The organism is Nocardia iowensis (assembly GCF_019222765.1).
In the GTDB taxonomy this organism is placed as follows: Bacteria; Actinomycetota; Actinomycetes; order Mycobacteriales; family Mycobacteriaceae; genus Nocardia; species Nocardia iowensis.
This window is the reverse complement of record NZ_CP078145.1, coordinates 662,041-678,656: the sequence shown is the minus strand read 5'-3', so window position 1 is coordinate 678,656 and position 16,616 is coordinate 662,041. Positions and strand designations below refer to the sequence as shown.

General features: G+C 66.6%; 16 protein-coding genes. 9 read left to right on the top strand and 7 right to left on the bottom strand.

Annotated elements, in window-relative coordinates; all coding sequences use genetic code 11:
* Positions 1-23: 23 nt before the first annotated feature.
* Positions 24-806, top strand: coding sequence for a crotonase/enoyl-CoA hydratase family protein (locus KV110_RS03240; RefSeq protein WP_218473284.1), 783 nt, complete (start codon positions 24-26; stop codon positions 804-806).
* Between the two features lie 52 nt (positions 807-858).
* Here KV110_RS03240 and KV110_RS03235 read toward each other — a convergent pair whose 3' ends face one another.
* On the bottom strand, positions 859-1,275 hold the full coding sequence (locus tag KV110_RS03235; RefSeq protein WP_218473282.1) for a VOC family protein: 417 nt from the start codon (positions 1,273-1,275) through the stop codon (positions 859-861).
* Between the two features lie 190 nt (positions 1,276-1,465).
* Between KV110_RS03235 and KV110_RS03230 the strand changes: the two genes are divergently transcribed.
* Positions 1,466-2,464 carry a sigma-70 family RNA polymerase sigma factor gene (locus tag KV110_RS03230; protein WP_218473280.1) on the top strand — a complete coding sequence of 333 codons (999 nt, stop codon included), beginning with the start codon at positions 1,466-1,468 and terminating at the stop codon, positions 2,462-2,464.
* Between the two features lie 352 nt (positions 2,465-2,816).
* Here KV110_RS03230 and KV110_RS03225 read toward each other — a convergent pair whose 3' ends face one another.
* Positions 2,817-4,376 carry an acyl-CoA synthetase gene (locus KV110_RS03225; RefSeq protein WP_218473279.1) on the bottom strand — a complete coding sequence of 520 codons (1,560 nt, stop codon included), beginning with the start codon at positions 4,374-4,376 and terminating at the stop codon, positions 2,817-2,819.
* Between the two features lie 22 nt (positions 4,377-4,398).
* A complete protein-coding gene (locus tag KV110_RS03220; RefSeq protein ID WP_218473277.1) occupies positions 4,399-5,436 on the bottom strand; it encodes an LLM class F420-dependent oxidoreductase in 1,038 nt (345 codons plus the stop codon).
* A 142-nt stretch (positions 5,437-5,578) separates the two neighbouring features.
* Here KV110_RS03220 and KV110_RS03215 point away from each other — a divergent pair, with 142 nt between their 5' ends.
* The 5 genes from KV110_RS03215 (at position 5,579) to KV110_RS03195 (ending at position 10,182) form a co-directional block, all read left to right on the top strand.
* A complete protein-coding gene (locus tag KV110_RS03215) occupies positions 5,579-6,568 on the top strand; it encodes a Zn-ribbon domain-containing OB-fold protein (RefSeq protein WP_218473275.1) in 990 nt (329 codons plus the stop codon).
* An 84-nt stretch (positions 6,569-6,652) separates the two neighbouring features.
* Entirely contained in the window at positions 6,653-7,669 is a 1,017-nt protein-coding gene (locus KV110_RS03210) for a thiolase domain-containing protein (RefSeq protein WP_246634674.1), read from the top strand.
* Entirely contained in the window at positions 7,666-8,832 is a 1,167-nt protein-coding gene (locus KV110_RS03205) for a thiolase domain-containing protein (protein WP_218473271.1), read from the top strand. Before KV110_RS03210 ends, KV110_RS03205 begins: the two co-directional genes overlap by 4 nt.
* Before the next feature lie 5 nt (positions 8,833-8,837).
* The gene (locus tag KV110_RS03200) at positions 8,838-9,725 is read left to right on the top strand and encodes a TIGR03619 family F420-dependent LLM class oxidoreductase (RefSeq protein WP_218478143.1); all 888 of its coding nucleotides are present in this window, start codon (positions 8,838-8,840) and stop codon (positions 9,723-9,725) included.
* 34 nt (positions 9,726-9,759) lie between these two features.
* Positions 9,760-10,182, top strand: coding sequence for a nuclear transport factor 2 family protein (locus KV110_RS03195; protein WP_218473269.1), 423 nt, complete (start codon positions 9,760-9,762; stop codon positions 10,180-10,182).
* A gap of 62 nt (positions 10,183-10,244) precedes the next feature.
* On the opposite strand, the gene KV110_RS03190 is transcribed toward KV110_RS03195, so the two are convergent.
* Positions 10,245-11,546: a cytochrome P450 gene (locus KV110_RS03190; RefSeq protein WP_423709999.1), complete on the bottom strand. Its 1,302-nt coding sequence runs from the start codon at positions 11,544-11,546 to the stop codon at positions 10,245-10,247.
* Positions 11,547-11,647: 101 nt separating this feature from the next.
* Here KV110_RS03190 and KV110_RS03185 point away from each other — a divergent pair, with 101 nt between their 5' ends.
* Entirely contained in the window at positions 11,648-12,811 is a 1,164-nt protein-coding gene (locus KV110_RS03185) for a steroid 3-ketoacyl-CoA thiolase (RefSeq protein ID WP_218473253.1), read from the top strand.
* Positions 12,812-13,173: 362 nt separating this feature from the next.
* Positions 13,174-13,590: a helix-turn-helix domain-containing protein gene (locus KV110_RS03180; RefSeq protein WP_218473246.1), complete on the top strand. Its 417-nt coding sequence runs from the start codon at positions 13,174-13,176 to the stop codon at positions 13,588-13,590.
* A 343-nt stretch (positions 13,591-13,933) separates the two neighbouring features.
* Here the strand turns inward: KV110_RS03180 and KV110_RS03175 are convergent, their stop codons facing one another.
* From KV110_RS03175 to KV110_RS03165, 3 genes are read right to left on the bottom strand one after another with little or no spacing between them, the layout of a single operon-like run.
* On the bottom strand, positions 13,934-14,944 hold the full coding sequence (locus KV110_RS03175; protein ID WP_218473244.1) for a hypothetical protein: 1,011 nt from the start codon (positions 14,942-14,944) through the stop codon (positions 13,934-13,936).
* Positions 14,941-15,456, bottom strand: a complete 516-nt coding sequence (locus KV110_RS03170; RefSeq protein WP_218473242.1) for an ImmA/IrrE family metallo-endopeptidase — start codon at positions 15,454-15,456, stop codon at positions 14,941-14,943. The genes KV110_RS03175 and KV110_RS03170 overlap by 4 nt, the downstream gene beginning before the upstream one ends.
* 11 nt (positions 15,457-15,467) lie before the next feature.
* A complete protein-coding gene (locus tag KV110_RS03165; RefSeq protein WP_218473240.1) occupies positions 15,468-16,583 on the bottom strand; it encodes a TrbL/VirB6 family protein in 1,116 nt (371 codons plus the stop codon).
* Positions 16,584-16,616: the final 33 nt, after the last annotated feature.

The window sequence follows — 16,616 nt, the reverse complement described above, 5'->3', positions numbered from 1 at the left end:
CTCAGAAGTCAGGAGATTCGCCAATGCCACATTGCCTCGTCGAGAAGCGCGACCACGTCCTGATCGTCACGATGAATCGCCCCGAGGCGCGCAACGCGCTGTCGGCGGAGATGATGGCGATCATGCGCGACGCCTGGGATCAGGTGGACAGCGATCCGGACATCCGGGTGGCGATCCTGACCGGCGCGGGCGGCGCGTTCTGCGCGGGCGCGGATCTGAAGGCGATGACCGCGCAGCACCCTGGCGATTCGTTCGCGGGCGGCGGCTGGGACCTGTCGAAGATCGAGGCGCTGCTCAAGGGCCGCAGGCTCACCAAGCCGTTGATCGCGGCGGTCGAGGGCCCTGCCATCGCGGGCGGCACCGAGATTTTGCAGGGCACCGACATCCGGGTGGCCGGCGAAAGCGCGAAATTCGGTGTCTCCGAGGCTCGGTGGGGGCTGTTCCCGCTCGGTGGGTCCGCGGTGCGGCTGGTCCGCCAGATTCCCTACACCGTGGCCGCCGATATCCTGCTGACCGGCAGGCACGTCACCGCCGCGGAGGCCAAGGAGATCGGCCTGATCGGGCACGTGGTGCCCGACGGCAGCGCCCTCGACAAGGCGCTGGAACTCGCCGCGCAGATCGCCGCCAACGGCCCGCTGGCGGTCCAGGCCATCCTGCGGACCATCCGGGAAACCGAGGGCATGCACGAGGAAGAGGCGTTCCAGATCGACGCGAAACTCGGCACGGCCGTCTTCCGCTCCGCCGACGCCAAAGAGGGCCCCAAGGCCTTCGCGGAGAAGCGCAAGCCGACCTTCACCGGCAGCTGAAAACGCAACGCCCCCGGCACCTTCCGGTGCCGGGGGCGACCCCTCGTCGGGCTCAATTGCCCGCGTAGTCCATCCAGAACGGCTCCCACTGGTGGCCGTCCGGATCGAGGAAGGTGCGGCTGTACATGCCGACCTGCTCCTCCTGCGCCCGCTTGTCCTCGTTGACCTCCTCGGTGGCGCCCGCGGTCAGCGCCGCCGTCACGAGAGCGTCCACCTCCGCGACACTGGCCAGCGCCAATCCATAAGTGGCGCCGACTTTCTCGGTGGTAATGGCGACCGGCCGCTTGCTGAAGGTGGTGAAGAACTGTCTGGTCAGCAGCATGATGCAGATGTTGTCGTCGATCACGATGCAGGCCGCGTTGTCGTCGGTGAACTCCTGGTTGACCTTCCAGCCGACCGCCTCGTAGAAGTTCTTCGACCGTTTGAGGTCGGCGACGGGGAGATTGAGGAAAATCATCCGGCTGGTCATCTCGGCACCTTTTCGTAGTCCGCCTGTTTAGTTGCGCACCAATAGAGACGAATCGCGGCCGCGGAACTCATCGCCACAGCCCGCGGATGTGACCGCACCCACCGCGGCGAACCCGTCGATGATCTTGCCGCCGCAGGTAGCAGGCTTTTGGGTCTGGGATGTGTCGGTGGCCTGTGGCAGGGTGACACCCATGAACGACCCGTCCGGCCAGTCCGCCGGCCTCGCCCCCGATGTGCTCGAATCCTTCGAGAAGCACCGCAGGGAATTGTGCGCTTACGCCTACCGCATGCTCGGCTCGTCCTTCGAAGCCGAGGATGCCGTCCAGGAGACCTTCACCCGCGCGTGGAAGTCCTACGACTCGTTCGAGGGCCGCGCGAGTCTGCGCTCCTGGCTGTATCGGATCGCCACGAACGTCTGCCTCGACATGCTCGACGGCCCGCAGCGGCGGGCCAGGCCGATGGACCTGTCCGGGCCGTCGCGACCGGACTCACCACTACCCGCGCCGCAGCCGGACTACGTCTGGATCGAGCCGATCCCGAACGCCCTCGCGTTCGGCGCCGACCCGGCCGACCACGCCTCGGCCAAGGACACGCTGCGGCTCGCCTTCGTCGCGGCCTGTCAGCACCTGCCCGCCACCCAGCGCGCCATCCTGATCATGCGTGAGGTGCTGCGGTTCTCCGCCAACGAGACCGCCGAAGCCCTCACCATGTCCCCCGCGTCGGTGAACAGCGCACTGCAACGCGCCAGGGCAACCATGTCGAAGGTGCAGCCGACGACCACCGACAACTACGACGAGTCCAACGAGGACCAGCGCAAGCTGGTCGACAACTTCGTCAAGGCGTTCGAGGCCTACGACATGGACACCCTCACCACGCTGCTCAAAAAAGACGTGGCCCTGTCCATGCCGCCGATCGAACTGTGGATCTCCGGCCCCGAAAACGTGGCCGCGTTCATGCTCGGCACCGGCAGCGCCTGCCGCAACTCCCGCATGGTCCGCCTGCCCGGCGCCAACGGCCACCCCGCCTTCGGCCATTACAAGCCGAGCGGCGAACCGGGCGTGTGGATTCCGTGGTCGATCACCGTGCTGGAACTCGACGGCGACGCGGTGTCCGGGCTGAACTTCTTCCTGGATACGGAGAAGCTGTTTCCGTTGTTCGGGCTGGAGCCGGAATTGCGCGAGGCGGTCTGACCGGTCCCCGGCCCGCCTGCCGGAAAGGTTTGGCAGGCAAGGCAAGCGACGCTTGGGAGGAGAGCTCGCAGACGTCGTGTGCGGCCCACAGAGAGTGCATACGGTTCACAGGGGTCAGAGCCCCTGTGAACCGTATGCATGGTCTGTGGGTGCCGCTCGAATCCGCACCTCGCACCCCTCCTGGAGGGCTCGACGACGCCACCACAGCCAGATGACCACGCCGGAACCCGACACCGAGCACCTGACTCGAGGTGAAAGCCGGGTACGGCACCCGACGCGCCCAGCACTACTCACGAGAAAACCTGGGTAGGTCTTCAGCTCACCGGATTGATCACCTTGGGCGTCCGAACACTCAGGACGCCGGAACGTACCGCTCACGAAGTTTGCGCTTGTACAGCTTCCCATTGGGATCCCGGGGCAGTTCGGAGAGATAGTCGACCGACTTCGGCATCTTGTACTTCGCCAACTGCGTTGCGGCAAAGGCCAGCAGCTCGGCGGTGAGCTCATCGGTGCCTTCGACGCCCTCGGCAGGCTGCACGACCGCCTTGACCTCGGCGCCCCAATCCGGGTGCGGGATACCGAAGACCGCGACGTCGGCGACCTTCGGGTGGGTGATCAGCACGTTTTCGATCTCGGCCGGGTAGATGTTCACGCCGCCGGACAGGATCAGGTCGGAGCGGCGGTCGTGCAGGTACAGGTAGCCGTCCTCGTCGAGGTGCCCGATGTCGCCGACGGTGAACAGGTCGCCGACGCGGGAATCCTCGGTCTTGGCCTTGTCGTGGTGGTACTCGAAACTCGAAGCGCCCATGCGCATGTAGACCAGGCCCGGCTCACCGACGGGCACCTCGGAGCCGTCCTCTTCGCTGAGCACCTTGATCACCGACCACGGCCACGCCTTGCCGACCGAGCCGGGCTTGCGCAGCCACTCGGTTCCGTTGATCACCGTGCCGCCGCCCTCGGTGGCCGCGTAGTACTCGGTGACCGTAGGTCCCCACCATTCGAGCATCTTCCGCTTGGTCTCCTGCGGGCACGGGGCGGCCCCGTGCACCATGCTGCGCAGCGAGGACACGTCGTACTTGGCGCGCACCTCTTCGGGCAGCGCGAGCAGTCGGTGGAACTGGGTCGGCACCATGTGGCTGTGCGTCACCCGGTACTTGTCGATCAGCCGCAACATCTCCTCGGCGTCCCAACGATCCATCAGAACGAGCTTGTGCCCCAACTGGATCGAGATGGTCGCGAAGTTCAGCACCGCGGTGTGATAGAGCGGTGAGCCGCAGATGTGCACGTGATCGTCGTACGGCGCCAGCTCGAACAGACCGAAGAACGCGGTGGTGTGCGGCGGAACGACATCCGGGTCGGCCCCGGTGAGCGGGCGGCGAACGCCCTTGGGCCGCCCCGTGGTTCCGGAGGTGTAGAGCATCGGCGCCCCGGTGCTGCGGTCCGTCGGGCGCCCGGTATCGGCCGCGCCGAGCCAGGACACCGACTTGAAGCCCTCGATTTCACCGACCGAAAAGCGCGCCGTCGCAGGCAGTTTCGCCTCGTCGGCGGCGGCCTTGGCGGTGGCGGCGAAGCGATCGCTGGCCAGGAACGCCTTCGCCTCGCTGTCCTGCAGGATGTAGGCGACCTCGGGGCCGGTGAGGTGCCAGTTCACCGCGACGATGTACAGCCCGGCCTGATACGCCGCGAAGTAGGCGGCGATCGCCTCGACGCAGTTGTGCACCATGCTCACCAGCACGTCGCCGGTTTCCAGGCCGAGCCCGCGCAGGCCGGTGGCGTATCGGTCGGCCAGCGTGGCCAATTCGCGATACGTCACCTCCCGGCCCGCCGGATCGACCATGGCGATCCGATCGGGTTCGGCTTCGGCGATGTTCCACAGACCGAGAATGTTTACTGACTCCTGCGTCGTCGTCACAGTATTGAATCTAGAACGTGTTCTACATATCGACAAGGGGTGCGAGCCGACGTAATTGCGCGACATCGGGGACCGACACCAGCAGCATGGTGACACCGGCCGCCGACCAGACCCCGAGTTGCTTACGGACGTGTTCCTCGTCGCCGATGATCGCGGTGTCGAGAATCAGCTCATCCGGCACCACGGCGGCCGCCTCCGCCTTCTTGCCCGCCTGGAACAGCCTGCCGATCTCGTCGACCTCGCGCTCGTAGCCCATCCGCCGGTAGACCTGGGCGTGGAAATTCTGCTCCGGCGCACCCATACCGCCGATGTAGAGCGCCATGATCCAGCGCAACCGTTCGATCTCGCTCGCCGCATCGTCGGTGATCACCACCTGGCAGCTCGCGGCGATCTCGAAGTCCGCCCGCGACCGGCGCGCACCCGCCCTGGCAAAACCTTCGTCGAGCCAGTCGTTGTACATGTTCGCCAGTCGGGGCGCGTAGTAGATCGCGAGCCAGCCGTCCGCGATCTCCGCGGTCAGCGCCACGTTCTTCGGGCCCTCCGCGCCGAGCCAGATCGGCAAATCCGCACGTAGCGGATGCACTATCGGCTTGAGCGGCTTGCCGAGACCGGTAGACCCCGGCCCCTGATAGGGCAGCGGATAATTCGGCCCATCATTGGTGACCGGCGCCTGCCGCTCGAGAATGCGCCGGATGATCCCGACGTACTCCCGGGTGCGCTGCAACGGCTTGGCGAACGGCTGCCCGTACCAGCCCTCCACCACCTGCGGCCCGGAGACGCCGAGCCCGAGGATGGCCCGGCCGCCGCTGAGATGGTCCAGCGTGAGCGCGTGCATGGCCGTCGCGGCGGGCGTGCGGGCCGACATCTGCACAACGGAAGTACCGAGCCGCACCCGCTGCGTCGACGATCCCCACCAGGTCAGCGGGCCGAAGGCATCCGATCCCCAAGATTCCGCGGCGAATACGGCGTCGAACCCCGCATCCTCGGCCGCGATCACCAGCTCGCCCGCATTCTGCGGCGGCTGCGCCATCCAGTACCCGAGTTGCAATCCGAACTTCATGCGCCACCCTTTCCGAGCCAACTGCTTGCCAGCAGAATAAGAACCTGTTCTACTCGACATTGTGACTCAGGGGAATACTGCATCCGGCGTAATCGCCGATGAGAGAGGGGCGAAATTGAACACAGCGTCGCGCAGTGACTCCATGAGGGGCGGCGGCCGGGCGGCAGATGTGCACACCGCACCCGATGTACTCAGTGCGCCCCTGCGAATGCGATTCGACTACACCCGGTCCGTCGGGCCGACCATCGGCAATTTTCTGACCAACCTGCGCGCCCGCAAGCTCGTCGGCGCGCGCGGCTCGGACGGGCGGGTGCTCGTCCCGCCGCCGGAATACGATCCGATCACCGCCGACCCGCTCACCGAGTTCGTCGACGTCGCCGACACCGGCACCGTCGAATCGTGGACCTGGGTGCGCGAACCGCTGCCCGGCCAGCCGTTCGACCGGCCGTTCGCGTGGGCGCTGATCCGGCTGGACGGCGCGGACACCACGCTGCTGCACGCCGTCGACGTCGCCACGCCGGATGCCATCCACACCGGCATGCGGGTGACCGTCCGGTGGGCCGCCGAGACCACCGGCAGCATCCACGACATCGCCTGTTTCGAACCGGGCGAAAAGTCCGGCGCACCCGCTGAATCCGCGTCCGACGGCGAACCGATCACCATGATCACCACGCCGGTCGACCTCGCCTACAAGCACACCGCGTCGCCGCAGGAAACCGTCTACCTGCGCGGACTCGCCGAAGGCAAACTGCTCGGCGGACGCACCGACGCCGCGGGCAAGGTGTACTTCCCACCGCGCGGCGCCAACCCCACCGACGGCAGGCCCACCGATGAGATCGTGGAGCTGCCCGACCGCGGCACGGTCACCACTTTCTGCATCGTGAACGTGCCGTTCCTCGGTCAGCGGATCAAGCCACCGTATGTCGCGGCGTATGTGCTGTTGGACGGAGCGGACATTCCGGCGCTGCACCTGGTACTCGGTTGCGAGGCAAGCGAAGTGCGGATGGGCATGCGGGTGCAAGCCGTGTGGAAGCCGCGCGAGGAGTGGGGCTTCGGGCTGGAGAACGTGGACCACTTCCGCCCCACCGGCGAGCCGGATGCCGACTACGAGACCTACAAGCACCACCTCTGAGAGAGGCGCACGTTGACTGACAAAGCTCCGTCTACCCGCCCCGCCGTCTCCGCGGGCTCCGACGGCTACCGTCCCCCTAGTGACATCGCGGTCGTGGGTTTCGCCCACGCGCCGCACGTGCCGGAGACCTTCGGCACCACCAATGGCGTGGAGATGCTGGTGCCCTGCTTCCAGCAGCTCTACAGCCAGCTCGGCATCACCAAGTCCGATATCGACTTCTGGTGCTCCGGATCCTCTGATTACCTTGCCGGACGCGCTTTTTCGTTCATCTCCGCAGTCGATGCGATCGGCGCGGTGCCGCCGATCAACGAATCGCATGTCGAGATGGACGCCGCATGGGCGCTGTACGAGGCATGGGTGAAACTGCGCTCCGGACAGGCGAAGACCGCACTGGTGTACGGCTTCGGCAAGTCGTCGGCGGGCACGCTGCGCCAGATTCTCACCATGCAGCTCGATCCGTACCTGGTCACGCCGCTGTGGCCGGACGCATGGTCCATCGCGGGCCTGCAAGCCAGGGCCGGACTGGACGCGGGCCGCTGGACCGAACGCGATATGGCGGCGGTGGCCGCAGGCGAGGGGGGCGACGTCGAAAGCCTGCTCGACACACCGTATGTCGCCGATCCGCTGCGGGCCCACGATATCGCGCCGATCACCGATGGCGCCGCCGCGATCGTGCTCGCGGTCGGCGACCGGGCGCGCGAACTCTGCGAACGTCCGGCGTGGATCACCGGGATGGCGCATCGGGTGGACACCCCGACGCTCGGTGCCCGCGATCTCACCGTCTCCCCGTCGACTTCGGCTGCGGCACAAGCGGTTACCGGCGGCAACACCAGCTTCGATATCGCCGAGCTGCACGCGCCGTTCAGTCATCAGCAGCTGATTCTCGCCGAGGCGATCGGCTTGACGAATGGCACCAAGGTGAATCCGTCGGGCGGCGCGCTTGCCGCGAACCCGATGTTCGCCGCCGGTCTGGAGCGCATCGGTTTCGCGGCCGAGGCCATCATGGCTGGTTCCGCGAATCGCGCACTCGCCCATGCCACCAGCGGCCCCGCGCTGCAGCAAAACCTTGTGACTGTCTTGGATTCGGAGGCGCGCCGATGAATTTCCCCGCTGCGGTGCTCGGCACCGGACAAACCCATCACGTGACGAAACGAACCGATGTGTCGATGGCAGGCATGTGCCGCGAAGCCATCGATCGCGCGCTCGTCGACGCCGGCCTCACCATCGCCGATATCGACGCGGTGGTGGTCGGTAAGGCGCCGGATCTGTTCGAGGGCGTCATGATGCCCGAGTTGTATCTGGCGGATGCGTTGGGCGCCACCGGAAAACCGCTGCTGCGGGTGCACACCGCCGGTTCGGTCGGCGGCTCTACCGGCGTGGTCGCCACGAATCTGGTGCAGGCTGGGGTGCACAAACGTGTCCTCGCGATCGCCTGGGAGAAGCAGTCGGAGTCGAATGCCATGTGGGCGTTGTCGATTCCGGTGCCGTTCACCATGCCGGTCGGCGCGGGTGCGGGCGGCTACTTCGCCCCACACGTGCGTTCCTACATCCGGCGCTCGAACGCGCCGAGCCATATCGGCGCGATGGTCGCGGTCAAGGATCGCCGCAACGGCGCCAAGAATCCGCTGGCCCACCTGAAGCAGCCCGACATCACGCTGGAATCGGTGCTGGCCTCACAAATGCTGTGGGACCCCATTCGTTTCGATGAGACCTGCCCGTCATCGGACGGCGCGTGCGCCATGGTGATCGGCGACGAAGAAGCCGCTACCGCCGTCGAAGCCACCGGCAAGAAGGTCGCCTGGGTGCACGGCACCGCGATGCGGACCGAGCCGACCACCTTCGCCGGCCGCGATCAGGTCAACCCGCAGGCCGGGCAGGACGCGGCCGCCGCGCTGTGGCGAGCGGCGGGAATCAGCGACCCGCTCAACGAAATCGACGTGGCCGAGATCTACGTGCCGTTCTCCTGGTTCGAGCCGATGTGGCTGGAAAATCTCGGCTTCGTGCCGCAGGGTGACGGCTGGAAGCTGACCGACAAGGGCGAAACCGAGATCGGCGGCATTCTGCCGGTCAACCCGTCCGGCGGCGTGCTCTCGTCCAACCCGATCGGCGCATCCGGGCTCATCCGCTTCGCCGAGGCCGCCAAGCAGGTGATGGGCCGCGCCGGTGCCTACCAGGTCGAAGGTGCCCGCAAGGCCTTCGGCCACGCCTACGGCGGCGGCTCCCAGTACTTCTCCATGTGGGTTGTGGGGTCGGAAAAGCGATGAGTCCGCTGAAGTTCACCCTCGGCATCGCGCTGAGTCCGCTGGATCAGTTGCCCGAGCTGGCCAAAACGGCTGAGGAGTGCGGTTTCTCGTCGATCGCCCTGCCGGATTCGCTGTTCTATATGAAGTCCGCGGCGGCGAAGTATCCGTATACCGCGGACGGTAGCCGGTTCTGGGGGCCGGAGACGCCCTGGGTGGACCCGCTCATCGGGACGACCGCCATGGCCATGGTGACCAGCCGGATTCGGTTCTACACCAACGTGCTCAAGCTCGGTTCGCGCAATCCGCTGCTGCTGGCCCGGCAGGTGGGTTCGGTGGCCAATCTGTCCGGTAACCGCTTCGGATTCGGTGTCGGGATCGGCTGGGCACCGGAGGAATTCGAATGGTGTGGTGTGCCGTACGCACGGCGCGGCGCTCGGGTGGACGAGATGATCGAGGTAATCAAGCTGGTGCTGGGCGGCGGCATGGTCGAATACCACGGCGAGTTCTTCGATTTCGAGCTGCTGCAGGTGAGCCCCGCGCCGACCGAGCCGGTGCCGTTCTACATCGGCGGGCACACCGAGGCGGCGCTGCGCCGGGCCGCCCGCGTCGGCGACGGCTGGACCTCGGCGATGATGACCTACGACGAGCTGTGCCGCACCATCGGCAAGCTCGACGCGCTGCGTGCCGAATTCGGCCGGGGCGATGCGCCGTTCGAGATCCAGGCGGTGTGCGTCGACCGGTTCGGCCGTTCGGGTTATCAGGAGCTGGCGGATGCGGGCGTGACCGACGCGATCGTGGTCCCCTGGCTCACCGAAGGCATCGGCTTCGACGGCGAGCTCGCCGCCAAACAGGACTCGCTGCGCCGATTCGCCGCGGCGCACATCGAGGATCCGATCGTCGCCGCCGCGCGGTGAACGCCGACTCCCCCGCAGACCACAAGGAGCGACCATGACCGCTACCACCACCGACCATCCGGCCCGCGCGGCCGGACTGGCTTCGCAGGCCGCGGTGCGGGCTCGGGACAAGCAGGCGTGGGTGGCCCTGTTCGCCGAGGACGGCATCGTCGAAGATCCCATCGGCCCTTCGGGTTTCGACCCGGAAGGCAAGGGACATCGCGGCAAGGCGGCGATCGCGGAATTCTGGGACAAGGCGATCGCGCAGACGACGGCGATCGAGTTCCTGTTCGGCGACTCGTTCGCGTGCGGGAACGAGGTGGCCTTCACCGGCACCATCCGCAGCACGCTCGGCAGCCATCAGATCGACGCCGATGGCGTATTCACCTATCGGGTGGACGAGTCGGGCAAAATCGCCGCTCTGCGGGCCTTTTGGGAGGTCGACCGCGCAATGGCCACCGCCAAGAAAATCAGCTGAACCAACGGGCGAAAGGCCCTCGAACCGGCGTGGGGACTGCCGGGACGAGGGCCTTTTCGTGGTCAGTGGGCGACAGGACAGGTCTTGTAGTCGACCGGAAACTCTTTGATCCCGTTGAGCCAGCCGGACCGGAGCCGCTTCGGCTCACCGATCTTGGTGATATCCGGCAGATGATCGGCGATGGCGTTGAAGATCAGGTCGACCTCCAGCCGGGCCAGGTTCGCACCGACACAGAAGTGCGCGCCGGTACCACCGAAGGACAAGTGCTGGTTGTCCTTTCGCATGATGTCGAACTTCTCCGGATGCTCGAATACGTCCTCGTCGAAGTTGGCCGAGCGGTAGAGCATGACCACCCGCTGCCCCTTCTTGATCTGCACGCCACCGAGTTCGGTGTCTTCCAGCGCGGTCCGCTGGAACGAGGTGACCGGAGTGGCCCACCGGATGATCTCATCGGCGGCGGTGGCCGGGCGTTCCTTCTTGAACAGCTCCCACTGGTCCGGGTTCTCCATGAAGGCGTTCATCCCGTGCGTGATGGCGTTGCGGGTCGTCTCGTTGCCCGCCACGGCCAGCATGATCACGAAGAAGCCGAACTCCTCCTCGCTGAGCTTGTCGCCGTCGACGTCCGCTTCGATCAAGGTGGTGACCAGATCGTTGGCCGGACATTCCTTGCGCGCCGCGGCCATTTGGTATGCGTAGCCGAGGATTTCGGCCGAGGCCATGACCGGATCGGCGTCGTTGTCCGGGTCGTCGTAGCCGGTCATGTCGTTCGACCAGGTGAAGACCTTCATCCGGTCTTCCTGCGGGACGCCGATCAGCTCGGCGATCGCCTGCAGCGGCAGTTCGCACGCGATTTGTGCGACGAAGTCGCCGGTCTCGGACTCGGCCGCCGCTTTGACGATCGACTCGGCCCGGGCCGAGAGTTCGGCGCGCAGACCGTTGATCGCGCGCGGGGTGAAGCCGCGGGAAATGATCTTGCGCAGCTTGGTGTGTTCGGGGGCGTCCTTGTTGATCAGGACGAACCGTTGCAGTTCGATCTGCTCGCGGGTGATGTCGTCGTTGAAGCGCGGGATGGCGGTGTTCTCGAAGGTGGAGAACACGTCGCTGCGCCGGGACACCTCTTTGACATCGGCGTGCTTACTGACCACCCAGAAGCCCTCGTCACGGAAGCCGCTGACCTCGGCGGGCTGCGGATTCCACCAGATCGGGGCGGTGCGGCGCAGCTCGGCGAACTCTTCGACCGGAACCCGCTCGGCGTAGATGTCGGGGTCTGTGACATCGAATCCGTCCGGCAGATTCGGCCGGATATTCCGAGGGTCTACCACCAGATGTCTCCTTCGACAAACTGAAACACGTTCTATAATCATTGAAGCATAGGCGGCAGTATGAGGAAAGAAACCGGACAGAACCGCCTTCGAAAATCATGGAGAACTCGTTTCAGTTTTCTGTCCCATACGAAAGGTTGGACATGGGCACACCCGTCATCGTCGAGGCCGCGCGCACTCCCATCGGCAAGCGCGGCGGCTGGCTGGCCGGACTACACGCCGCCGAACTACTCGGCTTCGCCCAGCGCGGGCTGCTCGAACGCGCCCATCTGGACCCGGCGCAGGTCGAGCAGGTCATCGGCGGCTGCGTCACCCAGGCGGGCGAGCAATCCAACAACGTGACGCGGGTCGCCTGGCTGCACGCCGGACTGCCCTGGCAGGTCGGCGCGACCACCATCGATGCGCAGTGCGGCTCGGCACAGCAGGCCAACCACCTCATCGCCGGACTCATCGCCACCGGCGCGATCGACATCGGCGTCGCCTGTGGCGTCGAGGCGATGAGCCGAGTTCCGTTGGGCGCCAATGTCGGCGAGCACGCCGGTCCGCGCAGGCCGGCGTCCTGGAACATCGACCTGCCAAATCAGTTCGAGGCGGCCGAGCGGATTGCCAAGCGGCGCGGCATCACTCGCGCGGACGTCGACGAGTTCGGCGCCCGTTCGCAGCGCCTGGCCGGGCAGGCGTGGGCGCAGGGGCACTTCGACCGCGAGGTGCTCACCGTCACCGCGCCCGCCGTCGACAAGGCGGGCAAGCCGACCGGCGAGAAGCTGGACGTGTCGCGGGACCAGGGACTGCGCGAGACCACCGTCGAGGGCCTGGCCAAGCTGAAGCCGGTACTGGAGGGTGGCGTCCACACCGCCGGGAGTTCATCGCAGATCTCCGACGGTGCCGCCGCGGTGCTGCTGATGGACGAAAAGGCCGCGCAGCGAGCAGGTTTGCGACCAAGAGCACGAATCGTCACCCAAACGTTGGTCGGCGCGGAACCGGAATTTCACCTCGACGGGCCGGTGCAGGCGTGCTCCCGCCTGCTGGAGCGGTCCGGAATGACCATCGGCGACATCGACCTGTTCGAGATCAACGAGGCCTTCGCGTCGGTGGCGCTGTCCTGGGCCGCGGTGCATCAGCCGGACCTGGACCGGGTCAACGTCAACGGCGGCGCGATCGCGCTGGGCCATCCGGTGGGCGCTACCGGATCCCGGCTGATCACAACGGCTTTGCATGAGCTGGAGCGAACCGGCCGCAGCACCGCCATGGTACTGATGTGTGCCGGTGGCGCATTGGCGACAGGGACGATCATCGAGCGGCTGTAGGGCCCTCGACTCCCGAAAACCGGATTGTTGAACGTTCATCCCCCAGGCCCCGAAACGTGTCGTACGCCACATCTTCCGGAGGACCGACAACTAGATGAGACGTCAGCTATCTTTCCGCTATCAAGCGTGTATCGTAGAAGACCTCCAGGACGGGCCAGAACCGGTCCGTACCTCGGCTTCTCGAGAGCCGTTGGGGCGACCCGCAAACGCAACGGTCCCAGTACCTTCGCCGGACTGGCACCTAGAAGCTTCAAGGAAATCCGGAATCAGGCGTAGGTTTTCAGTTACTGAGCCGCTAATATCAATGATACGTATCCGAGATAACGACTGTTAGTACAGCGAAGGGAATTGGGCGGCTCACAATGGCTGATTTCGCGGCGCGGCTGAACAAGCTGTTCGAAACCGTGCATCCCCCGGGGCGTAAGCCGCACACCAACGCGGAGGTTGCGGCTGCGCTGACGGCCTCCGGACATCCGATCTCGAAACCGTACCTGTCGCAGTTGCGGTCGGGACAACGGACGAACCCGTCCGATGAGACGGTGGCCGCCCTGGCGAAGTTCTTCAAGGTCAAGCCGGACTACTTCTTCAACGACATCTATGCCGCCAAGATCGATCACGATCTGGAGTTGCTGTCCCAGCTGCAGGGCTACGGACTGCGACGGCTGTCGAGTAGAGCGTTCGACCTGCCCGAAGAATCTCAGAACCTCCTCACGTCCATGGCGGAGAAGTTGCGGGCAAGCGAAGGCTTGCCCGAAATTCCTCCGGATGGCACCGAATAGGTTCTCTTGCACGGAAGCACAGTGCGACCCACAGGGTCGCACTGTGCTGTGTTATGTGCGCGTCCGGCCGGGCAATGCGCATAGGCGGTACAGCCGTGCCCAGGGAAATAGGGGCTTGTCCGTCAAGGGGTACTGACAACGCCCGATCACCGGCTGATGCAAGCACATTCGAGAATTTTGGAACTAGTCGACGCACAAGGGTTTTCTCGGACAACTGATTTCGTGAGTACATGGGTAACTCATGCCGGAGACCCGGAACTCAGACGCCCGCTCGCTGTCGGCCAGCAACGCACATCTCGCGGCACTCACTAGTGCGCTGAATACCCGTCAGCGGCGCAACAGCTCAATTTCGAGCGGGTTCGAGTGTTGTCGCGTCATAGGCCCTAGCGATGGCCTGGACCCAGCCGCGCGGACTAATCCCCTCCGGCGGAGCAATCCACCGTGCGTCGAGCACCACATCGCCCAAGGGATTTCGCGCCCACTGCGCCACGACGTCCGCCCGCTCCGCGATCGACGGTGGCGGCGACGCCACTGCGGCGAGCACCACACCACCGCCGGACTGGAGGTAGAGGGCGTCCATGATCTGCGCCACTTGATCGGACGCGCGCAACTGAGTCGACGTACCGGTCTGGTCATGCGCGACCACTTCAGGAAACCGACCGATCATGATGCGGTGCAACAGCCGAATCTGGCGCAGTAGCACCCGCGCTCGCACCCACAGCTCCACCACGATCCACACCGCGCCGAACGCGATCAGCAGGCTCGCCACTTCCCATGCCTGCCATGCCCAGTTCGGTTGGCCAGGAGCCACCGGCGGCGCCTCGGTGAACGCGCGCCGGATCTCCAACATCGCGAGCCCGGCGACGACCGCGGTGCCTGTGGTGTAGATCGCAATGCCCCGACCGAGCGTGGTCCAGTCGAGGTTGCGGAGACCGGTGACGATGATGAAAACCGCGCCGAGCGTGACCACCTCCCAGCCGAAGGTGAACGACCAGGCGAGGGTGGCGACCACCGTGACGACACCGAGGCTGTAGATGGCCATGGCGACCTGACGCAGGTTCTGCCGGGAGCACACCGGCCAAGCGGCGAAGGCGACCACCGAGGTGGCCGTGACGAAGGTGACCCAGGCCGAGACCACCACGCCGTCGGACAGCCAGCCGGCCCGCACGCCCTGCGGACGCAGGTTATCCAGCGCCACCGCGATCTCGGGAACCGCGACGGTGGCGGCCAGCGCGACCGCGGCGACCGCGATCACGATGGCCACCCGCGCCGTTGTCGCGGGTTTGACCAGCACGCGCCCGACCCGCGCGCCTGCCGCCATCCAGACCAGCAGAGCCGTCAACCAGAGGGTCATCCCAACGCCTCATCGAATCGAAGGACCGAGACGCCTGCGCCCCGGGAGTTGAACACGCGCAGTCGGGTCATCAGCATGGCGGCGAAGGTCTCGGCCTCCCACTCGGCGAGCTCGTCCGCGCCGTCGTCGAGGATCTGCTGGTGCGCCCGCTGGCTCAGCATGTAGGCGATCAGATCGTCACTGGCCTCGATCGTCACCTCATCCGCCGGCGCGCCCTCGTGGTTGAACACGATGTGCCCCAACTCATGTGCGAGGGTGTGCTCGCGGCTCGGCAGCGATTCGGCGAGCACGATCACGTCCCGATCGGGATAGAGCCTGCGCTGGCCGCATACGCCCGGACCCAATTGCGCACTGGCGATTTCGATTTCGCGATGCCGCTCGCTCGCGATGGCGAGCACCACCTCGTCGAGGGTGGTGGCGTCGAAGTCCGCGGCGACGGCGCACACGGCGTCGACCGCGGCGGCGACCCTCCGGTAGGACCGCGAGCTGTTCTGAGTCTTGCTCTCACTCATGCCATCACCCCTCACGGCCTCGGGAAGAACATGGCACGGGCGGCGTCGACTCTGGCCTGCGCGGCCGCGGCGCTCTGGAAGCTGACCGCGCCGGAACCGGCTCCCGCCAACCCGAGGGCGATCAGACCGCCGATCACCGACAGCAGCTTAGGTTTCGGGAGCCCGTCGTCGGCGCTGGTGGGCCGCACGTCGGGGTTCGGATTGGCGGGTGCCGCCTGCACCGAGGGTGGTGGCGGTGACGGCGGAGGTGGCGGCGGAGGTGGCGCAGCGGGAACCGCCGCCGGAACCGGCACGAGTACGGGGAGCGCCGGAATGGCCGGGACCGCCGGAGCAGACGGAACCGGAGGGATCGTGACCGGCGGAACCACGGGAGTCGGCGGCGCGGGAATGGGGATCAGGAGCAACAGCAGCGGAGCGGCCGAGCCGACGGCTGCCGAGCCCACCGCAGCGGAACCCACTGCGGCTGAACCTGTTCCGGCCGAACCGACACCGGCCGAACCGACCCCAGCGGAACCGACACCAGCGGAACCCACTCCGGCCGAACCGACGCCCGCGGAACCGACGGCCGCCGAACCCGTTGCGCCGACACCGATCCCAGCGGATCCCACCGCCGCGGAACCCGTTGCCAAGGCACCGATCCCGGCGGAACCCACCGCGGCGGAACCCGTTGCCAGGGCACCGGCTCCCGCGGAGCCGGTGAGGCCGAGCGCGGCCGAACCGGAGCCGAGGACGACGCCTAGTCCGGCCGAGCCGGTACCGAGCGTCACCCCGAGCCCGGCGGAACCGGTACCCAAGAGCGCACCGAGCCCAGCCGAACCAGCGGCGGCCGCCGAACCCGCCGCGGCGGAACCACCGGCCGCGGCGGAACCTCCCGCAGTGGATCCTGCGGCAGCGGATCCTCCGGCGGCCGCCGAGCCCGCCGCGGCGGAACCGGCCGCCGAACCCGAGCCGATAGCGGGGTTGGTCGGCACGGCGCTGACGTCTGAACGTTGCCCGGGGACGGACAGCGGATACCAGGGTTCTCCGGTGTCGTAGGGCGGCGGAGCGGGGTCCGCGGCACACTGCGGGCAGCCGCCTCCGGGCTGCGCCTCGGCCGCGACAGGACCGAGTAGCGCAAAGCCGGCCACAGTCCCAGCTACTGCAACCACACGGATTGTGCG

What these genes read in the sequence shown, in the direction of transcription:
- KV110_RS03170 (WP_218473242.1), bottom strand. Translation starts at nt 15,456, where the DNA reads ATGAGTGAGAGCAAGACTCAGAACAGCTCGCGGTCCTACCGGAGGGTC.
- KV110_RS03185 (WP_218473253.1), top strand. Translation starts at nt 11,648, where the DNA reads ATGGGCACACCCGTCATCGTCGAGGCCGCGCGCACTCCCATCGGCAAG.
- KV110_RS03215 (WP_218473275.1), top strand. Translation starts at nt 5,579, where the DNA reads ATGAGGGGCGGCGGCCGGGCGGCAGATGTGCACACCGCACCCGATGTA.
- KV110_RS03230 (WP_218473280.1), top strand. Translation starts at nt 1,466, where the DNA reads ATGAACGACCCGTCCGGCCAGTCCGCCGGCCTCGCCCCCGATGTGCTC.
- KV110_RS03180 (WP_218473246.1), top strand. Translation starts at nt 13,174, where the DNA reads ATGGCTGATTTCGCGGCGCGGCTGAACAAGCTGTTCGAAACCGTGCAT.
- KV110_RS03220 (WP_218473277.1), bottom strand. Translation starts at nt 5,436, where the DNA reads ATGAAGTTCGGATTGCAACTCGGGTACTGGATGGCGCAGCCGCCGCAG.
- KV110_RS03235 (WP_218473282.1), bottom strand. Translation starts at nt 1,275, where the DNA reads ATGACCAGCCGGATGATTTTCCTCAATCTCCCCGTCGCCGACCTCAAA.
- KV110_RS03175 (WP_218473244.1), bottom strand. Translation starts at nt 14,944, where the DNA reads ATGACCCTCTGGTTGACGGCTCTGCTGGTCTGGATGGCGGCAGGCGCG.
- KV110_RS03240 (WP_218473284.1), top strand. Translation starts at nt 24, where the DNA reads ATGCCACATTGCCTCGTCGAGAAGCGCGACCACGTCCTGATCGTCACG.
- KV110_RS03195 (WP_218473269.1), top strand. Translation starts at nt 9,760, where the DNA reads ATGACCGCTACCACCACCGACCATCCGGCCCGCGCGGCCGGACTGGCT.
- KV110_RS03205 (WP_218473271.1), top strand. Translation starts at nt 7,666, where the DNA reads ATGAATTTCCCCGCTGCGGTGCTCGGCACCGGACAAACCCATCACGTG.
- KV110_RS03190 (WP_423709999.1), bottom strand. Translation starts at nt 11,546, where the DNA reads ATGATTATAGAACGTGTTTCAGTTTGTCGAAGGAGACATCTGGTGGTA.